Origin of the sequence: Chitinophaga skermanii, assembly GCF_003259335.1 — a bacterium.
Lineage (GTDB): Bacteria > Bacteroidota > Bacteroidia > Chitinophagales > Chitinophagaceae > Chitinophaga > Chitinophaga skermanii.
The window spans coordinates 27049-51673 of the sequence record NZ_QLLL01000003.1 but is presented as its reverse complement, the minus strand read 5'-3'; the positions used below and the strand labels follow the sequence as shown (position 1 = coordinate 51673).

Annotated in this window: 24 protein-coding genes; 8 read left to right on the top strand and 16 right to left on the bottom strand. The window is 43.1% G+C overall.

Annotated elements, in window-relative coordinates; translation table 11 throughout:
- Positions 1-603, bottom strand: coding sequence for a DUF4255 domain-containing protein (locus LX64_RS07970; RefSeq protein ID WP_111597118.1), 603 nt, complete (start codon positions 601-603; stop codon positions 1-3).
- 784 nt (positions 604-1387) lie between these two features.
- Between LX64_RS07970 and LX64_RS07965 the strand changes: the two genes are divergently transcribed.
- Complete coding sequence (locus tag LX64_RS07965; protein WP_148707241.1) at positions 1388-2422, top strand: TraB/GumN family protein; 1035 nt, start codon at positions 1388-1390, stop codon at positions 2420-2422.
- Positions 2423-2473: 51 nt separating this feature from the next.
- On the opposite strand, the gene LX64_RS07960 is transcribed toward LX64_RS07965, so the two are convergent.
- From LX64_RS07960 to LX64_RS07910, 11 genes are all read right to left on the bottom strand, one after another.
- Entirely contained in the window at positions 2474-2782 is a 309-nt protein-coding gene (locus LX64_RS07960; RefSeq protein WP_111597116.1) for a cupin domain-containing protein, read from the bottom strand.
- A 104-nt stretch (positions 2783-2886) separates the two neighbouring features.
- The gene (locus LX64_RS07955) at positions 2887-3336 is read right to left on the bottom strand and encodes a VOC family protein (protein ID WP_211324771.1); all 450 of its coding nucleotides are present in this window, start codon (positions 3334-3336) and stop codon (positions 2887-2889) included.
- A gap of 64 nt (positions 3337-3400) precedes the next feature.
- Entirely contained in the window at positions 3401-4216 is an 816-nt protein-coding gene (locus tag LX64_RS07950; RefSeq protein ID WP_111597115.1) for an AraC family transcriptional regulator, read from the bottom strand.
- 61 nt (positions 4217-4277) lie between these two features.
- Complete coding sequence (locus LX64_RS07945; protein ID WP_111597114.1) at positions 4278-4826, bottom strand: NADAR family protein; 549 nt, start codon at positions 4824-4826, stop codon at positions 4278-4280.
- A 188-nt stretch (positions 4827-5014) separates the two neighbouring features.
- The gene (locus LX64_RS07940; protein WP_111597113.1) at positions 5015-5344 is read right to left on the bottom strand and encodes a hypothetical protein; all 330 of its coding nucleotides are present in this window, start codon (positions 5342-5344) and stop codon (positions 5015-5017) included.
- Positions 5345-5389: 45 nt separating this feature from the next.
- Positions 5390-5839, bottom strand: coding sequence for a MauE/DoxX family redox-associated membrane protein (locus LX64_RS07935; RefSeq protein WP_111597112.1), 450 nt, complete (start codon positions 5837-5839; stop codon positions 5390-5392).
- A gap of 101 nt (positions 5840-5940) precedes the next feature.
- A complete protein-coding gene (locus LX64_RS07930; RefSeq protein ID WP_111597111.1) occupies positions 5941-7167 on the bottom strand; it encodes an ABC transporter permease in 1227 nt (408 codons plus the stop codon).
- Between the two features lie 15 nt (positions 7168-7182).
- Positions 7183-7938, bottom strand: coding sequence for an ABC transporter ATP-binding protein (locus LX64_RS07925; RefSeq protein ID WP_111597110.1), 756 nt, complete (start codon positions 7936-7938; stop codon positions 7183-7185).
- Positions 7938-9155 carry an efflux RND transporter periplasmic adaptor subunit gene (locus LX64_RS07920; RefSeq protein WP_111597109.1) on the bottom strand — a complete coding sequence of 406 codons (1218 nt, stop codon included), beginning with the start codon at positions 9153-9155 and terminating at the stop codon, positions 7938-7940. Before LX64_RS07920 ends, LX64_RS07925 begins: the two co-directional genes overlap by 1 nt.
- A 21-nt stretch (positions 9156-9176) precedes the next feature.
- Positions 9177-10496, bottom strand: a complete 1320-nt coding sequence (locus LX64_RS07915) for a TolC family protein (RefSeq protein ID WP_111597108.1) — start codon at positions 10494-10496, stop codon at positions 9177-9179.
- A gap of 154 nt (positions 10497-10650) precedes the next feature.
- Entirely contained in the window at positions 10651-11631 is a 981-nt protein-coding gene (locus LX64_RS07910) for a hypothetical protein (RefSeq protein ID WP_111597107.1), read from the bottom strand.
- Between the two features lie 543 nt (positions 11632-12174).
- Here LX64_RS07910 and LX64_RS07900 point away from each other — a divergent pair.
- Positions 12175-12624: a GNAT family N-acetyltransferase gene (locus tag LX64_RS07900; protein ID WP_111597595.1), complete on the top strand. Its 450-nt coding sequence runs from the start codon at positions 12175-12177 to the stop codon at positions 12622-12624.
- Here LX64_RS07900 and LX64_RS07895 read toward each other — a convergent pair whose 3' ends face one another.
- A complete protein-coding gene (locus LX64_RS07895; RefSeq protein ID WP_111597105.1) occupies positions 12625-13491 on the bottom strand; it encodes a LysR family transcriptional regulator in 867 nt (288 codons plus the stop codon).
- Positions 13492-13548: 57 nt separating this feature from the next.
- Here LX64_RS07895 and LX64_RS07890 point away from each other — a divergent pair, with 57 nt between their 5' ends.
- Both LX64_RS07890 and LX64_RS07885 read left to right on the top strand, forming a co-directional pair.
- A complete protein-coding gene (locus tag LX64_RS07890; protein WP_111597104.1) occupies positions 13549-14430 on the top strand; it encodes a DMT family transporter in 882 nt (293 codons plus the stop codon).
- A gap of 152 nt (positions 14431-14582) precedes the next feature.
- Positions 14583-15341, top strand: coding sequence for an SDR family NAD(P)-dependent oxidoreductase (locus tag LX64_RS07885; RefSeq protein WP_111597103.1), 759 nt, complete (start codon positions 14583-14585; stop codon positions 15339-15341).
- An 86-nt stretch (positions 15342-15427) separates the two neighbouring features.
- Here the strand turns inward: LX64_RS07885 and LX64_RS07880 are convergent, their stop codons facing one another.
- A complete protein-coding gene (locus LX64_RS07880; protein ID WP_111597102.1) occupies positions 15428-15739 on the bottom strand; it encodes a protein kinase family protein in 312 nt (103 codons plus the stop codon).
- A gap of 207 nt (positions 15740-15946) precedes the next feature.
- Between LX64_RS07880 and LX64_RS07875 the strand changes: the two genes are divergently transcribed.
- Both LX64_RS07875 and LX64_RS07870 read left to right on the top strand, forming a co-directional pair.
- The gene (locus tag LX64_RS07875) at positions 15947-19072 is read left to right on the top strand and encodes a SusC/RagA family TonB-linked outer membrane protein (protein ID WP_111597101.1); all 3126 of its coding nucleotides are present in this window, start codon (positions 15947-15949) and stop codon (positions 19070-19072) included.
- Positions 19073-19086: 14 nt separating this feature from the next.
- Positions 19087-20592 (top strand): RagB/SusD family nutrient uptake outer membrane protein, encoded by a 1506-nt coding sequence (locus LX64_RS07870; RefSeq protein WP_111597100.1) that lies wholly within the window; start codon positions 19087-19089, stop codon positions 20590-20592.
- A 69-nt stretch (positions 20593-20661) separates the two neighbouring features.
- Here LX64_RS07870 and LX64_RS07865 read toward each other — a convergent pair whose 3' ends face one another.
- Entirely contained in the window at positions 20662-21765 is a 1104-nt protein-coding gene (locus LX64_RS07865; protein ID WP_111597099.1) for a calcium:proton antiporter, read from the bottom strand.
- A 250-nt stretch (positions 21766-22015) separates the two neighbouring features.
- On the opposite strand from LX64_RS07865, the gene LX64_RS07860 reads away from it, so the two are divergent.
- Complete coding sequence (locus LX64_RS07860; protein WP_111597098.1) at positions 22016-23173, top strand: MFS transporter; 1158 nt, start codon at positions 22016-22018, stop codon at positions 23171-23173.
- Positions 23174-23230: 57 nt separating this feature from the next.
- Here the strand turns inward: LX64_RS07860 and LX64_RS07855 are convergent, their stop codons facing one another.
- On the bottom strand, positions 23231-23668 hold the full coding sequence (locus tag LX64_RS07855; protein ID WP_158538576.1) for a PepSY-like domain-containing protein: 438 nt from the start codon (positions 23666-23668) through the stop codon (positions 23231-23233).
- Between the two features lie 128 nt (positions 23669-23796).
- Between LX64_RS07855 and LX64_RS07850 the strand changes: the two genes are divergently transcribed.
- Positions 23797-24621, top strand: a complete 825-nt coding sequence (locus LX64_RS07850; RefSeq protein ID WP_158538575.1) for an OmpA family protein — start codon at positions 23797-23799, stop codon at positions 24619-24621.
- Positions 24622-24625 lie beyond the last annotated feature (4 nt).

The window sequence follows — 24625 nt, the reverse complement described above, 5'->3', positions numbered from 1 at the left end:
TTATTTTGAAAAGGATAGATTTTCGCGACCATGGATTTCTTCGATGATCGTACCGAAGCCGATGGTGCGGTTTTCGGTGATCGTTACTTGCCGTACTTTATACAACACGCTGGGCATTTGTTTGCCACCGAGGGCACCCCATAGGTGATTCAATTGTTCGAACGACAAGGAAAAGAGTTCCAAGATCAGTTGTAATCTTGCGGCTTCTTCGCCGAGATTGATATTACTTTCAGAAGGGGAATTTTGTAGCGTGAAACTATTTTTACCTTGGAAGAATTGCAATACTTGCGAGAGGCGTAGTAAAGCATCTTCGTAGTTTTTATAGTTTGCCGATACCAACATGTACAAGTTTAAATGTAGTGGTGGGTTGCTATAGGCAACAGATTGGTTACGACTGGAGAAGTGCATGCCATTTTTGAGCGTTGCTTCTTCTTCAATGTTCACCATGCTTAATATAACACGTTCTTCTGCACCTGGAGGTCGATCAGGTGTTTCTAACGTGGCCACATTATCCAACACTACGTGTGAATCGGCCGAGGGGCTTTGCGTTTGGATATAGCTATCCAATTGGTCTCTAAGCAACTTAAAGGCAGTAAAAATCATGACGAATGATTTTTAAGACCTGGACTGATGCGGGGCATGAAAATCCCAACCGGTGTACGGCACATCAAAACAGGTTATGTAAAAATGGGAAACAGCCGAAATATGCGAAATAATTCAGCCTTTTATGCAACATACAATGCTAATAATAAGATTGACTTTTGGGGCTTCAACAACTATGAGCGTATGTTACAGTGAAAACTTTTAATTACTTGAAAAAACCTTTCTAGTGACTCTTACGACTTGTGCTTTGAGGTTACGTGAAAACTTTTTTCATTCTTTTGGGAGCTCGAAAACGAGCCTAACAACAATGATGCGAAACTAGCATTAAATTCTAAATAAAAAAATTTTTGTTGACTAGATTGCAGAGATTCCGTAGAACTACGTATACGTAAAAATACTTTTCACTTCACATCGCCTAAAAATCATCTACAATAAATATTTAATTTTTATATCAATCTTTGATATATCATATTCATATATACGCTTACACCTCTTCATTATTAGCCATCCTAACCATTTACTTTCTGCAGGATATGATTATTACACGTTCCCCATCCCGCTCAATAGCCCGGGTAATTTTTCACTTTCTATGTAGAATAATTTCGCAATTATACCGGTAGGTATGTACCATCTTTTCCGCCTACCCCCAAAGGCTAAATATAGCATTTCATACTGCTACAGGTAGGCAATAAGTAGACTACAAGGGTATTTTAAGCAAAAGTTAACCTTCTTTTAGGCTATTTTTTGTATTATTGAGCCCTTTAGAAAGCAATCATCCAAATTCATGAAACAAAAAGTAGTAAGTTGCTTATGCCTGCTGGTGAGTGTTTTATTTATGCGATCCGCAACAGCACAAAACATCCATATCCCTGTGCAACCCGGTGATAGTACGAAGGTGGTATTACTATCGGAAGTACATAATGTAGGGGTTAACAAGGCTTTACAGTACGATATAATCGAACAGTTATCAAAGAAAGGCTTTCGGCATGTGTTGCTAGAAATGCCCTTCTCTTATAGCATTATTGCCAATGGCTATATGAAAACAGGCGATAAGTTCCTCCTGGAACAATTGGCCACTACTTGCGAGCAAAAGGCATTTTGGCAGAAAGCGTATGCTTTGCAACAAACCTTGCCGCCTAACCAACAAATTCACTTCTGGGGCTTAGATTTTGAAGTCGACAAAAACCGTATTCCTTATTGGACGTCGGCTTTACAAGTGCTCAGCCGCTTTTACCGCTACCCGCAAGAACTTAGGAATATTTTCATGAACCTACCGCCTAGCGCTTCTAAAAACGAAGTAATGACGGCCGGGTTTGAAATACAAACCTACCTGCAAAAGAACTTCCGCGATACCAGCGAAGGCATGCAATTATTGCGCATCCTCCTGAACAGGACGCCTAAAGCGCCCAAAAACCGCGACGCGGAAATGTACAAAGCCTTCCAAGAAATCGACGTCTTCATTAACCAACGATACGAAACGCCTAAATATTTCGGTGCCTTCGAAGTGGCCCACGTAAACCCTGCGAATAAATCGGCTTTCGCCATGAATATCCAAGGCGAAGCATCACAATGGCGAAACGCGGTGATGCTAATTGGCACACAATACGTGCATTGCAAAGCAAGCGCGCCAGGCGAGAAAGTAGCAGATATCGAGAATGTAGGCATGTTAAAAGGCAAACCTGCCGAAGCGCTAGATGCTATCGCCAAACAAACACAAGGTGCAAAGATCGAAGTGTACGACCAAGCTATACCTGGCCTGCAAATGATGTTGGTGATCTATAATTCCGATGGCGAGAAAGACAAATCTACTTGCCCTTAAATAATGTGCTATCATAGCAAAAAAGCGTCTCTACCGGTAGAGACGCTTTTTTTATGACTTCTCCGCGCCTATTAACACGGCCAATTGAATCACCGGCTGATCGGATCGGTTACTCCATGCATGGTTCGTTCCTCTTTGAATTACAATATCCCCTGGCTGCAATAACGTTTCGCCTTCCTCCATGATCAAATACAACGTTCCTGATAATATCACGATATAATCCAAAGTAGCCGTTTCGTGCATTAATGGATGAGGCTGCCCAATAGGTGCTTCAATACCCAAATCTTTATCCGGCGGAATTTGCACATACCGGAAATAAGTACCTGTTGGCGGCGTTTGCGGGAATGCACTATTCTCCATCTCGTGTACGCCACCTAGCGATGCGGGCGTTCGATCCGTAGCCCATACATCCGAAATAATCAGTCCAGGGAAATGCTCCGATACATCACTTCTATATTCATTCCCTATTCCGGTTGCGAATACGTTACAATATCAATGCCCACCCCGTTCGGATCTTGTATGGCAAAATGGCGATCGCCCCATGGTTCGTTTCTTAGTTCAATTTTAATCGGCACCTTTTTCTCTTTAAGGGTCTTATATACTTCATCTACATTCGGTACTTCGATGGTGAGATATACACCTTTGCCTTGAAACGGTGATTGAAATAAGGGTTGTTGTGAAGGATGATTAGGTAGTAAGAAACTCAATTCGGCCGATTTACCTGGCGTATGAAGCAAGAGATAAAACTCGTTCTCGAAGGTAACACCAAAATTAAGCACTTCCGTGTAGAACTTCTTTGTGGCGGCGATTTCGGATGTAATAATGCCTGCATTTAGTTTCATGTGCATGGGTTTTGATTGTGCTTGTAATGTGATATTGATGAATAATAAAATAACTGTAATGATGTGTTTCATATGCTTTGTATTGAACACAAAATTAGCAGGTGTAAACATCCCGGTATTGTAAAAAACGGACAACTTACTTTTCGAATACTTTATTCGGCGTTAAGCCATAGAGGGTTTTGAATTCTTTGATGAAGTGCGCTTGGTCGTAATACCCCGCATCTAAGTAATGCAAGTGCCGGCGTAGGGCTTGGTGAGAAGGTTTGCCTTGGAGCATTTTTTGGAAACGCACAATCTTTTGGAAGGTTTTGGGTGTATCGCCAATATAACGTTCAAACAAGCGGCGTAATTGACGGGCACTAATGCCTTCTTGAAGGTCTTTTTCTATGTGCAGGTGGGTATCGGCCTTCATAATTTTCTCCAACGATTCGTACAACCGGGTATCAATTTTTATTTCCCGTTGTAAAAGGATACGCAAGAAATGTGCATCAAGCTGTTCCATGATAGCGGACATATCCACGACCTCTATGTTACTACTTGCTAAAAACTTGGCCGTTTGGGGAATTACATCTTGTAACAAGGTAGCTTGTTGTGCAAGTTCATGCGCTTGTACATTGAAAAGCTGGGGAAACATGGTAGGTAAGAATCGTATGCCGATGTAATGAAAATCCCGGCCAACCGGGAACGCTGTATACCGATCACTAAATCCCATTACGTAAGCATCCGAAGGATTACGCCGATCGAAGAAAATATCCATACAACCATCGGCTACTACCCGGTATAAAAAATCTTGGAGTAAAGGCACGGTTGTATACAATTCCCAATAACAATAAATCAACGACTGTAAATGTTCGTCGGGCCAATACTCTTTGTATTGTACACCGGTGTCGGCGTGTTGTATGAGCGGTTGTACGGGTTTGAATATTGCTCGCATGTTCGGGATGATCGACATAGGGCGAAATTAGGGAAATAATTGGGTTACACCGTTGGATGTACCCAATTACTAATGAGTGCTAGGCTTTACGGAATTCGTCGCGCACTTCGGTTAATATAAAGCCAAGTAGGTTTTGTCCGCGCCAGGTATCTACGTGCAGTGCTTTCGGGTTGTCTTTTCCCATCCCGATGCCCCAAATGTCATCAAATGGGCTGGCCTCTACGAGAATTTTATCACCTGTTTTCAGCAAGCAAGCTTTCATTGCTTCGTTTTGTTGGAACTTGTGATAGGTACCTTTTTTTACTATTGCGTAAGCATGGGCTGTCCACTTGGCGGGATCAAAGTTTTTTACTTTACGACCCAAGGCTTTGGCTACGGCCGGTTTATCGGCGGCCAATATCTCGGCTAGCATTTCTTCGTCGTTAAATAGGCGTGCTTTCTCTGCCATCATCCAGTGTTCGGCGGTTTTGTAGGTAATGCCTTCTACTGTAAAAGACGCAGGAAACCATTGGGAAAAACAACTTGCATCTATGCTTTGTGGAGATTTAGGCGTATGGCCCCAGAAAAACAAAAATTCGGCATCTTTTCCTTCATTGAAATTCGCTTTCAACCATTCAATTGTGTACATGTCGTTTAATAATTAGGGTGCTTAGGTTAAATGGAACATACTTGTGTGTCCAATATTTTACGGCGACGAAGATACAACGAATTCTTATAATTGTGTAATTTCTACAATAAACATGTAAGCATAAAAAAAAGCCCAAGCTGCTATACAGACTTGGGCCGAACTGGATTATTAAACCGTTCAGAAATGCCTTATCTTGAAAAATAACGGTAAGCACTTACACCTACAATGCTAGAACCTGATGTAGGTAAAGTATGACTGAATCCTCCTCTTGATTGTGGTAACACGCGGGCATCCACAGAGCAAGGCCAGTTGTTCGTACCGGTACAAGTGTAATCTACGCCTTCGATCTGTGTTTCTAAAGGAACAGGATCAACGTAGTAGTAATCAACCCCACTTATATTCACAACACTAATAATGCCATAAGAGTGAACAATACGCTTTTCCATAGCACCTGCTATAGCGTAAGACATGCCCAATATAATTACAGCTAGGGTAACGAATATTTGTCTTCTTTTCATAAAGATAGTTTAAGGAAGTGAAAAAAAATAGTTTTATTTTTTTTATTATGCACTAGCCAGTTTCGTAGGCGCTTGTTCCACCGGCAGTTTTCTATTCCATATAAATGCCCATATTGCCAACGCTAAAAATATACTGTTCATCACCAAGTGCTGTGGCCAACCCAGTTGCGATATGATACCACCACAAGTACAAGGCACATGCTCAAACACGTTGGCCGTAACAAGCCCTACATACACGGTGAATATCAACATTAATAAGGCGGAGCCAAACAACCCCAAGGTGCGCGTTTTCGGTATTACCAGCAGTATTACCAGTAACACTTCCGAACCAGGGATCAGCCAAAACAACCAAGGTGTAAATTCCTCGCCGAAAGGCTGCTTGTTTAATTGGGCGGTAAATCGTGGAGGATCAATCCACTTAGAAGTAGCAGTATAAACAAACAATAGGATTAACAAGAGGGAAATGACCTCTACTGTAGTGCGTTTTAGTTTCATAATAGGCTTACATAATTAATGGACGATGAACACGGTACATGTTACACAGTTCCGAAATTAACAATGCCCACTGTAATGCCACCGCACTACACAAGATTAATTTATTCGTACCGCAAGGCCTCAATAGGATCTAGCCTCGACGCTTTTAAGGCAGGATAATAACCGAAGAATACACCCGTTATCGTACAAACCGCAAAGGATAATATGATCGACGATTCCGATACCAAGGTGGGCCACTTTAAGAAAATGGTAATGAGCTTCGCCGTGGAAATACCTAGCAACACGCCTAGTATACCGCCCGTAATGCTAATTAATATCGCTTCCGTAAGGAATTGCAACAAAATATCGATCCCCCGCGCACCAATCGACATGCGCAAACCGATTTCTTTCGTACGTTCAGTTACCGACACGTACATGATGTTCATGATGCCAATTCCACCTACTAACAAAGAAATAGCCGCGATAGCGGTTAATAGCACGGTGAGTAATTGACTCGTAGAGCTGAACGTATTGATCAACTCTGCTTGTGTACGTACCATAAAATCATCATCGTCGGTATCTTTCAACTTGTGGGTTTTACGGAGAATACTACTTATTTCTGCTGTAGCTTGTTCCGTTACGTTTTCATTCAAGGCGGCAGCATAAATGTTTTGTATGTAAGTAATGGCTAGTAAACGTTTTTGTACAGTGGCAAAGGGGGCAATAATAATATCGTCTTGGTCTTGTCCAAAAGCATTCTCCCCTTTCTCGGCTAATAACCCAATTATTTTAAAAGGGATTCTATTGAAACGAATAATTTTCCCAATAGGATCATCGCCGGGTGAAAAGAGGTTTTCGTACACGGTTTGACCAATCAAGCACACTTTCGCGGCACTGGTACCATCTTCATCCGAAAACACTACGCCTTGCTTGGTTTTCCAATCGCGGATCTCTAAGTAACCAGGCGTAACGCCTTGGATGGTGGTAGGCCAGTTGAAGGCGCCGTTAATCGCTTGTCCTTTTGAGGATACGGCCGGGGAAATACTGGATATATACGTTGCTTGTTTTTGAATGGCTTTTACATCGTCGAGGGTAAGGGTTTGTAAAGAACTGGCATCTAAGCGGGCACCGCCACCGGGCGAAATATTGGAACTGGGGCGAATGGTAATCATGTTAGAACCCATGCTCGACAGTTGGTCTTGGATGCTTTGTTTCGAACCTTGGCCAATGGCCACCATAGCAATTACCGCTGCCACACCAATGATGATGCCCAACATCGTTAAAAATGCCCTGAGTTTGTTTCGTTGCAAAGCTTTAAGGGCAATGCGCAGTAGATTGAAAATACTCATCTCTTACTCTTACGGTTAATAATCGTCTGCCGGTGGTAAATTATCTAACGCCTCGCGGGCGGATTTAATATCATTGTTGAAGGTATCTTTCAACACCTTCCCATCACGGAGGAACACCGTTCTGCTGCTAAACGCGGCGATATCGGGTTCGTGCGTAACGAATACGATTGTTTTTTTATCTACTTGGTTCAGCTCTTGGAACAAGGCCATGATCTCGTACGAGGTTCTACTATCGAGGTTACCCGTTGCTTCATCCGCTAAAATCATCACCGGTTCGTTTACCAAGGCACGGGCAATGGCTACCCTTTGTTGTTGCCCACCCGATAACTGGTTGGGCGTATGATCTAAACGATCGCCCAGTTTCACTGCTTCTAGGGCCTTTATGGCCCGTTCCTTTCTTTCGTGGGTAGAAATCTCGGCATTATACAGCAAAGGCAATTCTACGTTCTCTAGCGCCGTTGTACGCGGCAGCAGGTTGTACGACTGGAACACGAAGCCTATTTTGTGGTTACGTAACCGGGCTAAGTCATTCCTGCTTAAACCACTTATCTCTACCCCGTCGAGTAAATAGGTGCCACCTGTAGGTTTATCCAAACAGCCGAGAATATTCAGCAACGTAGTTTTACCCGAGCCGCTGCTACCCATAATGGTTAAAAACTCGCCGGGTTCTACGCTGAAAGTAACGCCTTTCAATGCTTTCACCACCTCGATACCCACTTGAAAATGGCGTTCCAGGTGCTCTGTATGTAATATGTATTTCTCTCCTGCCATTAGTTTCTTCTTTGGTTACCCCGTGGCCTACTAGGCATGAACGGGCTCTTCACTTGTTGATTCCCTTTCGCTTCTTTAGCGCTTACAAGCGTAGCATCGGTGATCACGTTATCTTCCGTGGTGAGGCCATTGAGTACTTGTACATGTGTTTCGTCGTTCATACCGATCGTAATGGTTTTTCTTACGATATTCGAATCTTGCTTCACCCATACCGACGCATGTTTAATGCTACTCGTATCGTTCTCTTTCTTCCTGGGATGGGGCGGGCCGGGTATAATATTGTATGTTTTACCGAGCATACTTGAATCGGGTTTGAATTGAAGGGCGCGGGCGCTGATTAACACGGCATCTTCTACTAGTTTCGTGTAAATGGTAATATTGGCTGTCATACCCGGTTTCAGCTTCATATCTTCATTCGCTGTTTCGATGATGGTGTTATAGGTAACCACGTTAGAACTGATAGAAGGGCGCAGCCAAATATCTTTCACGGAACCTTTGAACACATCTTCGGGGTAAGCATCTACCGTGAAGGTTACCTGTAAGCCTTTTTGTACATTGCCGATATCGGCTTCATCTACGCTGGCTTGTACTTGCATTTTTGTTAAATCTTTCGCAATTACAAACAGCGTGGGCGTATTGAAACTGGAGGCCACGGTTTGACCAATGCTTACGTTCCGGTACATCACCACGCCATCAATAGGCGAGAAAATATCGGCGAAAGATAAATTCTGTTTGGCGGAACGTAGTTGCGCTTGTAAGCTGGCTACGCTCGCCTTGGCAACATTGTAAGAATAAGTAGCAGTTTCGTAATCGGCCCTACTGATAGCCCCTACATCGAATAATTGCTTTTGGCGGTTATAGTTTTGTGTTTGATAAACGAGTTGATCTTTGGCAGAAGTGAGGTTGGCCGTAATTTGATCGACCGTAGCTTGTAGCAACGATTTATCAATCTCGGCAATGAGCTGTCCTTTCTTCACAGTTTGATTAAAATCGGTGAAGATGGCCTTTACTGTACCAGAAATTTGCGTACCTACCGACACGGTATCTACGGGTTGAATAGAACCGGTGGCGGTAACGGAATTAGAAATGCTGCCTCTTGTAGGATGTTCCGTTTCGAAAACTACTTGCTGTGCGGGTTTTCGTAAGAAGAAAAACCAAACCAGCGCGATCGCCAGCACTGCTACAAGTACAATAATGAGCCATTTATATTTTTTCATTACTTACCTAATTTATCGTTCTTAAAGTGTAACGGCTATGCCCATGTAATAGTCGTATATCTTGCGTTGTAGAATGTTTGCATATTTCGCTTGCAGAAAAGCTTGCATACTTTGTATGTACAAATTCTTCTGTTGTAAAAGCTCCACCAAGTTCGCCCCGCCTAAACGTAATTGCGCTTGCACAATTCTATAGGCTTCTTCTGTGGATGTTACTTGTTTTTGCGCTGCGCTATATTGACTTTCCGCGTTCAACAACCCGATATATGCTTGCTCGATTGCTTGGGTAAGCAACGTGCGCGTATTCAGTAAATTCAAGTTGGATTGGGAAAGATTAATTTTTGCTTTATTCTCCGCCGTTCTCACCGTTCTATTGGAGAAGATGGGAATCCCTACCGTGAGCGAGGCCCGTTGGTAGAAGTTATTATTCAACTGGTTGAAATATGCTTCCGTGGTATTATCGGTATACCCCGTAGATAAAGTACCGCCGAGGCTTACCGTGGGGTAATGCCCTGCCCTAGCCATGCGTATTTGGATTTTGGCAATCTCGATGGCGAGTTGACTGTTTTGTACTTCCGGGCGGGTGCGCATAGCCACGTTAATAGCAGTATCTAGCGGCGGTGCATCAACGGGTATTTCAACTTTATCTTCCACGAGGATATCGAAATCGCTTTCCATGGGAATTTGAAGTAGTTGTTGAATGGTGAGCAAGTTATTGCGGTACGTGTTCTTTGCGGCCACGAGGTTATACTCATCTGCGGCTACTTGTGCTTCGAAAGTGAGGTAGTCTTTTTTCGCGATACTGCCTGCATCGTAGCGTTGCTTCGCTTGAGTGAGTTGGGCATTGGAAGTTTCCAGTACATCTTGCAGGTAAACGATATTCTCGCGCGTTAACAAAGCTTGTAAGAAAGCTTGGGTAAGTTGTAGGGTGATATCGTTTTCGGTTTGCAGGATGTTGAGGTCGGCCGATTGTAGCAAAAGTTTCTTTTCCTTGTAGCTGTTTTGTAAGTACCCTGCGTTAAAGAGCGTAACGGAGGTATTTACGCCGTAATTCCCGGCCCAGCTCGATTGGGTTTGGAAGCCACCAATAACAGGATCGGCATTCTTACTATTGGTAAACGATTGCGAAGCCGAACCCGCCAAGCTGGGAATACGTGCGGCACGGGCTTGCAGCACATCTTCATTGGAGGAGGCTCTTGTTAACCGGAGGGTATTGATGCTAATATTATGTTGCTTGGCATACGCTATACATTCTTCTAATGTCCACCGGCTCGAATCTTGCGCATTGGCATGTTGTACAACCCAGCATACTGTGATCCATACTATAAATCCCAATTTTCTCATGATCGGAGGCTTATGCTTAGAAAAAGAGTAACACGGAAAGGTGCGGTTTGGATTAAAATTTTAAGACTATTTAACAAAATGCTCGTTCATGGGCATAGTTCGCCCAGCCTCGTACCTTGTACCAAGCCATGCTAACCGTGGTGGATATACGTTTTTATTCTATGGGAACAATGGCAGGCTGTAGCGTTACCTGCTTACGTTTGGATTTGTTGGTGGGGGGATGAATGAAGGAAGGAATTTTGTTGCGACGAACCGGCTGGGTAGCCATCGTAGGTTTGGGTGTTACCTTGGGCGGAACGGGTGTTACCACGTCTACTTGTTGCTTCGCCTGTTGGCGGATAGCCACTATAGCCGGTATACATTTTCCTGTTTGCACCACCGTGGTATGAGCCACTTTAGTGTACACCCCGGCAATACTCATGGCATTTTCATGCCCGCCTCGTACGGCATATTCGCGACCATGGAGGTGTTCTACGAACTCGATGCCTATGGAGATGAATACGTGGCGAGGATCGTGTGCAGGTAGCTGTAGCTCTAGCGTAATATCATCTTTCAATGTACTATCTAATGGGAATGCCGTGGTGGAAGTGTATTTGGATTGCGCATCGCAGGTCTCGAAATTGATCGCTTGTGCTACTGCCACTAGTTTAAAGTGGGTGGCATTCTTTGGGATGCGTACTTCGCTGCTTGGTTTGAAGGCGGGTATTTGTACTTGTGCGCGGCCCGTGGTGCGATCAAACGCTACAGCATACTTTGCTTTAAAAATACGGTGAAAATAAGCGTCATTGTTGAATTCGAACCGTGTTAATGCGGTTACATCGCCCGCTTCTACCGTACGTTCTCCCCTTATGTTGGTATGATCGTTTTTAATGATAGACAATAACTGGGAAGAGAAACGACGGTACATCGTTTTATCGGGTATTAATTCAATAATTTGCTTGAAAGCCAACCGTACTTGGGCGGCGGTTTGTGCAGCGCGGCCAAATTCTTTACGGTGGGCACGAATTTTATCATAACAAGCATGCTCCCAGTTCGTAGCTTTTCGCTGCTTTGTAGTGGTAAGGTAGCCATTCGCTGTTGGATAAAAAGACACTTTCTGCAAGTGCTTAGGATGAAGGTATAACGCTTTACTCATGGATGTAGATTGAAGGTTAATAAAACAAATTTTACCACCTAACAACGTCAAATTTGGGGCCTAACATGCCGGATTCATATCATGCCAAAGCATATTTAAACTCGCTATATATACAGCATTCATCCCATCGATTATTATGTTTTTCACCGCAGTAACAAGCAGCTGCCATACGCTCGACATGACATATTCACTATATGACAAATAGCCGGTAAGGCTATCTAAAGTAAAAAGCAAAAAAAGTAACAACACGCTTTCTATTGAAATACAAGGCGATGATTGATCAGATAGCATATTGTCACTTGGCACTTACATAGAAAATACATGGAATTTACTTGGAAAGTACCTAGGATTTACATGGAAAATAGTAGAAAGGCACGATAAAGGGTGCAGAAGAACACGACAAAACGCCAGGTATTGCTTAGGCAGCATACGAAACAGGATACACCCACCAATATAACATTCATTATTAATGCATTTACCGCATCACATGATGGCAAAAAAGCATTTTATAGCATTAATAGGCTACTTACTTTTGCGCTAGTTATGGAGTTACGATATATTATTAAACCATTTAGTGCATTAACTACACAAGAGCTGTACGAGGTATTGCGTTTACGTTGCGAGGTATTCGTGGTAGAACAAAACTGTCCTTATTTGGATATGGATAACAAGGACCAGGCTAGTTATCATTTACTGTACTATGCCGATCACCAGTTGGCAGCGTACACCCGTTTATTGCCGAAAGGAATTTCCTACGAAGATGTATCTATTGGCCGCGTTGTAAATGCACCTACACATAGAGGTATTGGATTGGGCAAAAAATTAATGGAGGCATCTATTGCCGGGTGTTACGAAAAGTTTGGACACTCCCCTATTCGCATTAGTGCGCAGTTGTATTTATTGAAGTTCTACGAATCGCTCGGCTTTGTGGCCGTAGGCGATACGTACTTGGAAGATAATATCGTGCATATTGAAATGGTGAAGGCTGTTTAATCAACGCTTTCCAATTTTTTTGAGCACGTTGGCGAGAATGGGATTATGATCATCTTTCCGCCAGTTTAAGTATAGATCGGTTTGCTGTGGCAATTGAATAAAACGTACACCGGGTGTTTCGTGGTGCATGTAAGAGCTGGGAAGAATAGAAACCCCTAAGCCTTTGCGAATAAGGGCGAGTATGGTAGATCCAAAATCGCAATTATACACAATATTGGGCGTTACTTTATAATCGGCAAATACTTGGTGAATGAGGCGGTTGTAACTACTATCGTTGTTATTGATGCTCATGATGAATTTTTGTTGCGCGAGCGATGCCGTGGTAATATCCTTTGCTTTTTTAAAAGGATGGTTTACCGGTACAATTAACGATAGGTGTTCGGTGGATATTTTGCGTTCGTTGATGTTGCTCGATTGTGCTACATCGCGGGTAAGGGCAAGGTCGATTTTATAATTGAGTAAGTACTCGTCTTGGTTATCGTACGAAAGTTGTAACAATTCTATTTTCAGTAAAGGGAAAGCGCTAGAGATATTTTGCAAGATAGTAGGCAAAATGGACGCGGAAATAGACTCGGGGTAAGCAATACGAATGGTACCACTTTCGCCCAAATGTATTTGTTTGGCAAACTGGTGAATGAAGCCGATTTCACTCAATTCAATCTCCCATTTATCCTTTAAAAACTGGCCGGCGGCGGTTAGCTTCACGCTACGTTTATTCCGGTCGAATAATTGCACATCCAGCTCACTTTCCAAGGCTTGTATGTGCCTACTGAGTGCCGACTGGGTGATGTTCATTTTTTCGGCTGTATGCCAGAAGTGTAATTCTTTGGCCAGTGCAAGGAAATACTTGATTTGTTGTAAATCCATTGATGCATTTTAAGAATAAATAATCAACAATATTAGCAATTTATTGCATTACTAAGTATGGGTAAAAAGAACTTGTTTTTACTTTTATTAATTGTAGGCACGGCATTTTGGGGTATTTCGTATTCCGTTACGAAGTATGCTATTGGGCAGGCTTCTTACGCTACTTTCCTGTTCTACCGTTATGTATTGGCTACGGTGGTACTGGCACTCATTTTTAGCAAAACAGTGCGCCGCCTTAAACGTGCCGATATAGTAACAGGTGCGTTGTTGGCGTTCCCGCTATTGGGTAGTACTTTATTACTTACCATAGGGTTGCAATACACCACTGCCTCGCAAGCTTCTTTCCTTACGGGCACTTGTGTTATTTTAGTGCCTATTCTTAAATCCTTCATCTACCGCAAAGCACTGCCGGGTAAAACGTGGTTGGCTAGTGGAATGGCTTTATTGGGGTTGTTTATTATTTGTATGAAGGAACAATTCTCCCTTTCCATGGGCGACTTATTGACGTTGGGTAGCGCGGTTTCTTTTTCGTTGTATTTGATTTTTGTAGAACGGTTAGCAGCGAAGCGGAATATCTTCCCTACGATTGTGCCTATGTTTGCTACTTGTGCATTGATCACGTGCTGCTACGCGCTGTTGGATACAAGTGCTAATTGGGCGCCTGTGACCCTTGGGTTTTGGATGAGCATCGTGTATTGCGCGTTGTTTGCAACGGCTTACATGTACACCGTATCTAACGTGGCACAAAAGTATTTAAGTGCAGAGAAAATAGCGATCATCTATTTGTTTGAACCGGTGTTTGGGGCGCTAGCGGCTTTTGTTATGTTAGACGAAGCATTGTCGTGGCGTTTGTTAATCGGGGGCTGTTTAATATTTGTGGCTACTTTCATTTCACAAATTGACTTCCGTCAGTATTCCCTCCCATTAACAAAACGTTAAAGCGTTGATTTCCTGATGTAAGTCATACATTTCTCCTTTCTAAAAGTAGTATATTTGCATTATCCTATTCAGAAGCACATCCCACTTCTCTAATATCCCATCCTTCATGCGCATACAGGATAGCATTGTAAACTATTTAAAGAATAAAGATTATGAAAAGATTGGAAAACAAAGTAGCCCTTATTACAGGTGGCGCAGGTAGCATTGGACAAACAACAGCGAAATTATTTATCGACGAAGGAGCAAAAGTAGTATTGGTTGACCTCAACGAAGAAGAACTTAAAAAAGTAGCTGCTTCCCTTGGCGAACATGCAGCATACGTAGCTGCCGACGTAACAAATTCAGCCGACGTACAACGCTACGCAACAGACGCAGTGAAGAAGTTCGGTAAGATTGATATTTTCTTTAACAACGCGGGTATTGAAGGCGCGGTAAAACCGATTGTTGATTTCCCGGAAGATGTATTTGATAAAGTAATGGCTGTAAACGTGAAAGGCGTTTTCTTAGGAGCCAAATATGTATTGCCCCAAATGAATGATGGCGGTAGTATGATTATTACTTCCTCTGTAGCAGGACTAGGTGGCTCACCCGATTTCGTGGCGTACGTAACTAGTAAGCACGCAACATTGGGTATTATGAAAGTAGCCGCACTTGAAGCCGCTGCACGTAAAATACGTGTAAATACCATTCACCCATCACCGGTAGATAACCGCATGATGCGTTCTATTGAAGAAGGCTACCAACCTGGTCATGGTGCCGAGATGCAGAAAAACTTTGCAGCAGGTATTCCATTAGGTAGGTACGCGGCACCATTGGAAATTGCGAAACTTGTATTATTCCTTGGTTCCGACGATAGCCAATTCATCACCGGTGCACAATATGTGATCGATGGTGGTTCAAATGCGAAATAATTAAATCGAGGTAAACTTCCACAAGCTTCTCATACAACAAAACAAAAGGTCGTTTCATGTTCATCATGGGGCGACCTTTTTCTATTTTATTGCCATGCTATTTTCAAATCAACAGCTATTTGTTGCATTTGGCGTATAATGTTCTCTTTAGCCATGTAAATGGGAATACCTTTATAATCTTCAGCATAATGTGATACGGCATCGAAATACTCATCGACTTCAATAATAAAAGCATCATCAGACCATTCCGTGTCGATCAAACGAACTATTCCAGGCAAAACATTTTCGACTATGAAATATTCCGGCGAGCGTACACAAAAACCAAGGTTGATATGATCTTCCTCTAAAGCTTTACGTAAAGCAGGTAAGTATATTTTGTAAAATTCAGTCTTATTCATCCGTCATCAAAATACACATTCATATCCATATATTTAACCCCGCGCGCGTTATTTATATAGCACTGCATTCACCACATGGTAAGTATAAATCACGTGGATAATAAAAGTTTATGCTTAGATAATCCGAGAAAACACTTCGCAATCCTGATCTATTACATTTGGATAGAAATATATCCCTGCGCGATTTAAACTACAACCAAAATTATTATGAAGAAAAAACAACTACTCTTCCTCGTACTTAGCTTGTTTTTTGTTGCAACTGCATTTGCACAAAAACGAGTGGTGAAAGGCACGGTCGTCGACGACAAAGACCGTTCACCCATTCCCGGTGCTACCGTCAGGCAGGTAGGCACGAAAGCAGCTGCGCTCACAGATGGAAACGGACAATTCACGCTTACTACGCAAGACAATTCACCTTTAGAATTTTCATTTATCGGGTTTAAAACACAACGGAGCAATTTAGCCGATACGGCATTGTTCATCAGGCTACAGGCCGATGATACCAAGTTAGGCGAAGTGGTGATTACCGGGTACGGTGGTACTACTAAAAAAGCATTTACCGGTGCGGCCACTACCATTAACCGTGAACAATTCAAAGACATTCAAGCTACTTCAATTACCGACGTATTACAAGGTAATTCCAGTGGTGTATTGGCCATTAGCAGCTCGGGGCAACCGGGTGAAGAGCCCACCATTCGTATTAGGGGTGTAGGCTCGTTTAACGCCAGTAGTGCGCCCCTCATTTTGTTGGATGGTGCGCCTTACAGTGGTAGTTTAAACAGTATCAATCCTGCCGATATTGAAACCATCACGATCTTGAAAGATGCCTCTTCTACATCGATTTACGGTTCGCGCGGTGCCAATGGTATTGTGCAAATTACTTCCCGTAGGGGTAAGGGCAAACCGAAATTAGATTTCGCGGTGATCAATGGTTACTCATCCAGGGCAGTAAAAGAATACAGAACGGTGAATGAACGCCAGTATTACGAGCTTACATGGGAAGCCTTACGCAATGATGCCATTAGGGACAATTCATTACTGGCCACGAACGGTGTTACTACACCGGCGGAATATGCGACCAAACTAACACCGCAGAAATTAGTGTACAATCCTTTCGATAAGGCACAGCCATTTGATGCCGATGGTAAAATACTCAGCGATGCGAAATTGAGATGGAATGAAGATTGGTTAGATGAAGTATTGCACAATGGTTTAAGAAGGGATTATACTTTAAGCATCTCTGGTAGCGATGCGCAGAACAAAACAAACTATTTCATTGGTGGCGGCTTTTTAACCGATGAAGGCTTGATTAAAGAATCGAATTTCATCCGCTACTCCGGTAGGATGAATTTAAATACGAAGATCACCGATTGGTTTGAAGCAGGTGTGAACTCCAGCTTTTCGAAATCCGATCAAAACTACCCTTACCAAGGTAATGCCGGGGCATCGAACGTATTATCGTTTGCCCGGAATATTGCCCCTATTTACCCCGTGCATTTAGTGGATTTTAATACCGGCGAATTTATACTCGATGGCCAAGGTAATAAGATCTACGATTTTGGTAATAATACAGCTACTTTGGGCGAGTTACGTTCTACCTTGTATAGACGTAAATTCTCGGAAGGTCAAAACGTGGCAGCCACTACTTCCCTGAACCCTATTTCTTATAGCAGGTTAACAGCGAGTGGACAAGGTTTCGCGAATATTCGCTTCCACAGAACCCTCTCTTTCAACTCTACCTACACCATGAACTACAATAGTACCAAGAACGATATGTTCTGGAACCCGTTCTATGGCGATGGTACAACCAGTAGCGGTTACTCCGGCAGGTTCATCACCAACTTCTTAACCCAAAACTTCACCAATACCATTACCTACAATAATAACTTCAATACCATTCACCACGTAAACGTGGTAGCAGGTTCTGAAGCGTATAAAGCCTATGCAGAAAATGTGGGTGCTTCTACTACCGGCTTTACGTTCGCTTATCCAAGGGAAGTAAGTTATGGTACTACTCCTTCTGCTTCGGGTAGCATTGACGAAAACAGGTTGGAAAGTTACTTCACCAGGTTGAGTTACGATTTCAAAGAGAAATACCACTTAACAGCATCGCTTAGAACAGATGGCTCTACCCGCTTTGATGCAAACCATCGTTGGGGCGTATTCTATGCAGTGGGCGCTTCTTGGAATATGAACGAAGAAGGCTTTTTTAAGCAAGTGAAGGACGTATCGTTGTTGAAATTAAAAGCGAGTTACGGTACATCGGGTAACCAAGCTTTGTCGGGTAGTTTCCCTTATTTAGGTACTTATTCTTCGGGGGCTAATATTGGTACAAACCCGGGCGCTGTTATTAATACAGTGGGTAACCCATTCTTGTCATGGGAAAAAACAAGCCAAGTAGATATCGGTATCGACTTTGGATTTTTACGTGATCGTATTACCGGTTCGTTCGATTACTTCGATCGTAGATCGAATAACTTGTTATTCGACCGCCCGTTGCCTAGCTCTTCCGGTGTAGGCGAAGTGGCCGATAACTCGGGTGGTGTAAAGAACGTAGGTTGGGAATTCGACATTACAACTATCAACATTCAACGTCCTCATTTCACATGGAAAACCATGTTCAACATTACCAAGTTGCGTAATGAAATATTAGAAGTGGCGCCGGGTACTACCCAAGTAAAAGGTAGAAGCTGGTACGACTATTACATGAAGGAATATGCAGGTGTAGATCCTACTGATGGTGAAGCCACTTGGTATGTAGATAAAGCCGATGGCACCAAAGGTACTACCAAAGTATATGGCGATGCTACGCAATACAACGTAGGTAACCGTTTACAAGATTATACAGGCGGTATTTCATCGTACATGAAATACAAAAACTTCGATTTCTCCATCTTGGCTTCCTTTGGTTTGGGTGGCGAGTTTTACGATGGAAACTACCAATCGTTAATGGGTGGTATTACCGCGTATGGTAACAATGCATCTGTTGATTTATTGAACAGGTGGCAAAGTACCGGCAAAACTGGTTCCGACGGTGTATCTATTTTAAGAACAACGAGTAATAATGCCAACAGCACCTCTACCCGCTTCTTGTACGACCATACCTTTATGCGTGTGAGGAATATTACCATTGGTTACAACGTTTCTTCTTCTTTGATGGAGAAAATTAAGTTGAGAAATGCCCGCGTGTATTTCAACGTACAAAATGCGTTTACGTACTTCCCGAATGCACCGAAGGGTGCTGATCCAGATTCGGGTATTAATGCGCAAGCATCTAGTAGTAATACAACGCCGAATAGGTTCGTATCATTTGGTATTAACGTGGGTATCTAAAAAAGAACAGCAACATGAAAAAACTATCCAATATATTTTTACTCGCCTTCGTGATGATGTCGTTGTTCTCGTGTAAGAAAGATTTCTTGAACGAGCCAACGCCGAAGAATGGCGATTTAACTGATAACATTATATTCTCTACCAAGAACGGTGCAAGAAGTGCTTTAACAGGTACTTACTGGATCTTCCGTAGTGAAAACTACAATGGTTATGGTGGCGGTGGCCCCGGTATTTTAACGAACCGTGGCTTACAAACTACCATGTTCCATTTTGAAATGAAGGGGAACGACTTGCTGGATATTTATGCCGGTACGTATTGGTGGGGGAACGAAGCTACTTGGGCCGAGGGTTATTATAACCGCGATGCCAATGGCTCGAGAACGCCGCAGGTATGGGATATGTTCTACAAGGTGATTAACAACGCCAATGCCATCATCAAAAATACCCCTGGCATTACCGATGCCAGCGACGAGGAGAAAACCCAGTTTATCGCGGAAGCAAGAGCTTTACGTGCATACAGCTACTTTTGGTTGGCCAGGGTATATCAAAAATCGTACGCGGTGAACCCCGATGCGCCGGGTATTCCTGTATATACAGAACCGGCGAATAAAGATGCGGAAGGTAATAAAAGAGCAAGCTTGAAAGAAGTATATGCTTTGATTACAGCCGACATTGAATTTGCTGTAACACATCTTACAGCCGATCGTTCCGAGAAATTCATTATCAACCTCAATGTAGCACAAGCCATTGCTGCCATGATTTACCAAGAATTAGCCATGGCAGAACCATCTTTATGGGAGAAAGTGATTACGAATGCAAAAGGGGCTGTGAATGGTTACCCATTAATGTCGAACGCGCAATATAAAGCCGGTTTTAATAGCTTGGCGAATCCTGAATGGATTTGGGGTGCACCTGTACCATCCGACCAATCGTTGACTTACTATTCGCAGTTCTCTTACATTGATCAAACGAACGGGTATTACAAAAACATTTATGCAAACGTGGCTTTGTATAATTCCTATTCAGCCACCGACGAAAGAAGAACGTTGTTGATTAGCCCGGGGTATAGTCCTACTACTTACCCACTCTACCAACGCTATACGAACAAGTTTAAATCGCGTACAGCGGGTGTAATGGAAGGAGATCTTTTGTACATCCGTTCTGCCCAGCTGGTATTAATTGAAGCAGAAGCGTATGCACAAAAAGGCGAAACGCAAAACGCGATTGATAAATTGTACACCTTGCAAGTATTACGTGATCCATCGGCGGTGAAAATGGCATCGAGCGCTACGAAAGACGAGGTGATTAACGCGATACTTTCAGAGAGAAGCAAAGAGATGTACGGGGAAAATGGCGGCTTGTATTTTGATTATAAGCGTTTGCGGAAAACGTTTGTAAGAACAGGCAACCATCCCAATAAAGTAACGATTGAACCGGATGATGTGCGCTGGTTATTAAAGATTCCACAGAAAGAGATTAATGCCAATGTACAGTTAACAGAAGCAGATCAAAATCCTTAATCATATCGCGAAATAACAAAAGCCGTTCCCTAGCAAGTAGGGAACGGCTTTTTGATTATAGAACAGCTATTAAGGTACGATAGTAGTAAATAAGTACGTAGCAAAGATGGTGAGTAACACCAAGCCTTGCAGTACATTTGTTCTGCCTGCTCCAAAAGAAATACTGATGACGAAGAGCGACAGTACCAGTAGCAAGGTACTACGGGTATCAATCCCTAAACTCACATGTAAATCAGTAAAGTTTGTTACAATGGCCACCGCTGGAATGGTTAACCCGATACTCGCTAATGCAGAACCCAACGCTAAATTCAAGCTGGTTTGTAAACGGTTGCGGGTAGCGGCGCGGATAGCTGCCAAACCTTCCGGTAATAGAATGACAGCGGCAATGATGATACCTACTAAGCTTTTCGGTGCCCCGAGGTTCACCACGATAGCTTCAATAGAAGGCGACAATTTCTTCGACATTAATACGACGACAGCCAAACCAACTAATAAGAGTAACAGGCTTGTAGTGGTTGTGGCGGCACTAGGCGGATGTGCATGTTCTTGTTGTTCCTTTTCATCTTCCGGTAGAAAATAATAACGGTGACGAATTGTTTGTAAGAACACGAAACCCATGTAGAGCACTAGCGAAATAATAGCCACAAACAGTAACTGGCTATTGGAATACGTAGGGCCTGCGCTGGTGGTGGTAAAATTAGGTAATACCAGTGTGAGCACCGTAATAGCGGTTAAAGCAATTAAAGCGGCACTCACCCCTTGTTTGATGAATACTTGTTCTTTGAATTTATACCCTCCAATTAGCAAACATAAGCCAATGATCCCCGTGAGGAGAATCATAATGGCAGCAAACACCGTATCGCGGGCCAAAGTGGCTTGTTGCGACATATCCGTTAGCATAATGGATACAATGAGGGATACTTCAATAACTGTAATCGCCAAGGCGAGAATGAGCGTACCGTATGGCTCGCCCACTTTATGGGCCACCACTTCGGCGTGGTGTACGGCGGATAATACTACGCTGATTAATACGGCTCCCAGCAATGTCGCGAACAGCGGGCTGGGCTCTTTGCCGGCAAAAAACAACAAAATTAAACCTAGCAACGGGCTAATAACACTCCATAACGGCAATGCGACCTTAAATCTCCTGTACAAAAAATGTTTCGACGGCATAACTTCCTCTATTTATATTAACAAAACGGAATCCATAAAAGAATGTTGAGGTGGAACAAGGATTCTCTTGGAAGACCAAATAAATAGCTCAGTCGGTGCTTAAGATATTAAAACTTTCCTTCAAACCGAAATTAAAATCCCCTAATGTGGGTGTGTACAAATGACATTTAAAGTGCAAAAGAGGTTACCTAGCTGCTAAAAAACGCTGTACCTTTGCCCCCGGTTTACCGTAAAAAGCGGGTTGGTGTAGATGTATATACAAGTAGAAAAAGAAACCAGTGCCCGGCAATACCGTATTGCCACGGCTGTGTTTTTCTTCATTTCGGGGTTAGGATATTCTTCCTTCGTATCGCGCATCCCCTCTATTAAAGAACAATTACATTTGAACGATGCCGAGCTAGGCGCCGTTCTTTTCGCCTTGCCTATAGGGTTGATGTTAACGATGCCGGTAACGAGTAAGTTGCTGGGCAAGTTTAGCAGCCGGAAGATTATGATTTACGGGGCCTTGTTTTTTAACTTGGTGCTGAGCGTACCTGGGTTTACCAATAGTATTTGGCAACTGGCCTTCGTGTTCTTCTGCTTCGGGTCGGCTAGGAACTTCTTGAACCTGTCGATGAATGCCCAATCGGTGCAAGTGCAGAAACTATTCCCCCGGTCGATCTTAACCACTTTCCACGCCATTTGGAGTATCGCGGGATCGGCGGGCGTGGCACTGGGAAACTTGGCCGTTCGGTTGCATGTACCGGCTACTTACCACTTAATGTTTGTGAGCTTTTTGTTGTTGATCGCTACTTTCCTCTTTGCTCCTAAAACATATCCCGACCAGCCGGTTATTTCAACGCAAAAGAAAAAAGCGTTTACCCTACCCCCTAAGTCGTTATTACGCTTTTCGTTTATCTGCTTCTTTTGCATGGCTACGGAAAATACGATGTACGACTGGAGTAGTTTATACTTTAGCCAAGTGATTGGCACTACCGAGGCGGCGGCTTTAAACGGCTTCCTGGTATACATGGTGGCCATGACAACGGGTCGTTTGTTAGGCGACCGTATCGTACATAAGCTGGGTATAAAGCAAATGTTGCAATATAGTGGCTGGCTTGTATTTGCAGGTTTAAGCACGGCGGTATTGTTCCCTTACAGCATACCTGCGGGTATTGGGTTTATTCTCACGGGCTTTGGTGTAGCCTGCGTAGTACCCTTGATTTTTAGCTTGGCGGGAAAGGTGAAAAACACGAATAGTGGGCAAACCTTGGCGGCAATTTCTACGATTGGCTACTTGGGATTTTTGATAGCCCCCCCGCTGATTGGGTTTATTTCGCAAGCCTCTAGTTTGCGGGTATCGTTTGCCGTGATGATCATTGGGAGCGTGTTTATTATTTGGATGGTAAGTGGATTAAAAGAAGAATAGGACATACAGTATATATCATCAGCCTTCTGCCTTATTGGGTAGAAGGCTGTTTCTTTTTTACCAATAAGCTTGGGTGGTATCTTCTTTCCCGTTGCCGGTGAATACGAGTTTTAGATCTGGTTTACCGTCGAGTTCTACTTGGTAATAAACATTCTTGCCTTTTACGACCTTCTCTACATCGTCGATCTTATAATCTTTGTACTTATTGCGGAGGGTGTTTTGCACACCTTGTGGGAGGTCGATTTGGCGGATATCCTTTTTGTAGATGACGAGATTCCCGTCTTTGCTAAAATGGGCTTTATGTTCTACACGGTTTACTTTGAATTCGGCTTCGTAGAGGTCGCCTTTCATTTCCCACTCTACCTTACCGGCAGTGGGGAACTTTGTTTTGAAGGTTTTGGTAACCCCTACGGGTACTTGGCTGGCTGGGATGTCTTGCGCGTAGACGCTGAACGCTAGGCAGCAAATTATCCAGCTAAAAATGAGCTTTTTCATACTGGTGAGTGGTTTTACCTTGTACAACAACGCTGCGTTGGGATTGTTGAAGGTACATGGGCATCCTTGGCCCAATATTCTACGTACATTCGTATAAACCATTCTTCACCCCTACTAAGCTACCGTATATGAAAACGCCATTTTTGCTATGCTTTTTGCTTTTGCTATATACCGCTATTTGGGCACAACAATCGCCTTGCGATCAGCCTCTCTTCAACCCGCTTCCACAACATAGTGTAAGAACTTGTGATGATAAAGCCTTTGATGTGATGCAGTTTTATGTAACCGATGCTAAGCGTGGGCGCATGGAAGAAAGTAAGAAAGGGCATTTTACGAAGATCATTTATAAGTTTGAAGGTGATTGGGCAAAGCGACCAGCTACTGTGCAGATAGTAGAGAATTATGCCAATGCCATTCAAAAAGCAGGCGGCAAGGTATTGTACAAAAGTGATAGTTATGTATCGGGTACTTTGAAGAAAAGTGGTAACACTTACTACGTGATGGTAAATTCGGATGGTAGTGGTGATTATACATTTACCACCGTACAAGAGGAAAGTATGCAACAAGAGGTGGCCTTGAACCCTGCTGCCATACAGAAGAATATACGCGAAGACGGGAAAATACTGATTTACGGGATTTACTTCGATACGAATAAAGCGGAAGTATTACCCAACTCTAATGCTACTTTACAGGTAATTGCAGACTATTTAAAAGCCAATCCCAACCAGCCAGTATTTATTGTTGGTCATACCGATAACACGGGCGATTATAACCAAAACATCCAGCTTTCGAAAAACCGGGCTATGGCCGTGGTAAATGCCTTGGTGAACGATTACAAAGTACCCAAACAGCAGGTTACCCCGGATGGTGTTGGGCCTTTAGCACCGGTAGCGAGTAATGATACGCAAGAAGGTAAGGCGAAGAATCGTAGGGTTGAATTGGTGAAGAAGTAAAGCG

Excerpts from the sequence above, each read along its gene's own strand:
- LX64_RS07970 (WP_111597118.1), bottom strand. The coding sequence starts at position 603 with ATGATTTTTACTGCCTTTAAGTTGCTTAGAGACCAATTGGATAGCTAT.
- LX64_RS07965 (WP_148707241.1), top strand. The coding sequence starts at position 1,388 with ATGAAACAAAAAGTAGTAAGTTGCTTATGCCTGCTGGTGAGTGTTTTA.
- LX64_RS07960 (WP_111597116.1), bottom strand. The coding sequence starts at position 2,782 with ATGGAGAATAGTGCATTCCCGCAAACGCCGCCAACAGGTACTTATTTC.
- LX64_RS07955 (WP_211324771.1), bottom strand. The coding sequence starts at position 3,336 with ATGAAACACATCATTACAGTTATTTTATTATTCATCAATATCACATTA.
- LX64_RS07950 (WP_111597115.1), bottom strand. The coding sequence starts at position 4,216 with ATGTCGATCATCCCGAACATGCGAGCAATATTCAAACCCGTACAACCG.
- LX64_RS07945 (WP_111597114.1), bottom strand. The coding sequence starts at position 4,826 with ATGTACACAATTGAATGGTTGAAAGCGAATTTCAATGAAGGAAAAGAT.
- LX64_RS07940 (WP_111597113.1), bottom strand. The coding sequence starts at position 5,344 with ATGAAAAGAAGACAAATATTCGTTACCCTAGCTGTAATTATATTGGGC.
- LX64_RS07935 (WP_111597112.1), bottom strand. The coding sequence starts at position 5,839 with ATGAAACTAAAACGCACTACAGTAGAGGTCATTTCCCTCTTGTTAATC.
- LX64_RS07930 (WP_111597111.1), bottom strand. The coding sequence starts at position 7,167 with ATGAGTATTTTCAATCTACTGCGCATTGCCCTTAAAGCTTTGCAACGA.
- LX64_RS07925 (WP_111597110.1), bottom strand. The coding sequence starts at position 7,938 with ATGGCAGGAGAGAAATACATATTACATACAGAGCACCTGGAACGCCAT.
- LX64_RS07920 (WP_111597109.1), bottom strand. The coding sequence starts at position 9,155 with ATGAAAAAATATAAATGGCTCATTATTGTACTTGTAGCAGTGCTGGCG.
- LX64_RS07915 (WP_111597108.1), bottom strand. The coding sequence starts at position 10,496 with ATGAGAAAATTGGGATTTATAGTATGGATCACAGTATGCTGGGTTGTA.
- LX64_RS07910 (WP_111597107.1), bottom strand. The coding sequence starts at position 11,631 with ATGAGTAAAGCGTTATACCTTCATCCTAAGCACTTGCAGAAAGTGTCT.
- LX64_RS07900 (WP_111597595.1), top strand. The coding sequence starts at position 12,175 with ATGGAGTTACGATATATTATTAAACCATTTAGTGCATTAACTACACAA.
- LX64_RS07895 (WP_111597105.1), bottom strand. The coding sequence starts at position 13,491 with ATGGATTTACAACAAATCAAGTATTTCCTTGCACTGGCCAAAGAATTA.
- LX64_RS07890 (WP_111597104.1), top strand. The coding sequence starts at position 13,549 with ATGGGTAAAAAGAACTTGTTTTTACTTTTATTAATTGTAGGCACGGCA.
- LX64_RS07885 (WP_111597103.1), top strand. The coding sequence starts at position 14,583 with ATGAAAAGATTGGAAAACAAAGTAGCCCTTATTACAGGTGGCGCAGGT.
- LX64_RS07880 (WP_111597102.1), bottom strand. The coding sequence starts at position 15,739 with ATGAATAAGACTGAATTTTACAAAATATACTTACCTGCTTTACGTAAA.
- LX64_RS07875 (WP_111597101.1), top strand. The coding sequence starts at position 15,947 with ATGAAGAAAAAACAACTACTCTTCCTCGTACTTAGCTTGTTTTTTGTT.
- LX64_RS07870 (WP_111597100.1), top strand. The coding sequence starts at position 19,087 with ATGAAAAAACTATCCAATATATTTTTACTCGCCTTCGTGATGATGTCG.
- LX64_RS07865 (WP_111597099.1), bottom strand. The coding sequence starts at position 21,765 with ATGCCGTCGAAACATTTTTTGTACAGGAGATTTAAGGTCGCATTGCCG.
- LX64_RS07860 (WP_111597098.1), top strand. The coding sequence starts at position 22,016 with ATGTATATACAAGTAGAAAAAGAAACCAGTGCCCGGCAATACCGTATT.
- LX64_RS07855 (WP_158538576.1), bottom strand. The coding sequence starts at position 23,668 with ATGAAAAAGCTCATTTTTAGCTGGATAATTTGCTGCCTAGCGTTCAGC.
- LX64_RS07850 (WP_158538575.1), top strand. The coding sequence starts at position 23,797 with ATGAAAACGCCATTTTTGCTATGCTTTTTGCTTTTGCTATATACCGCT.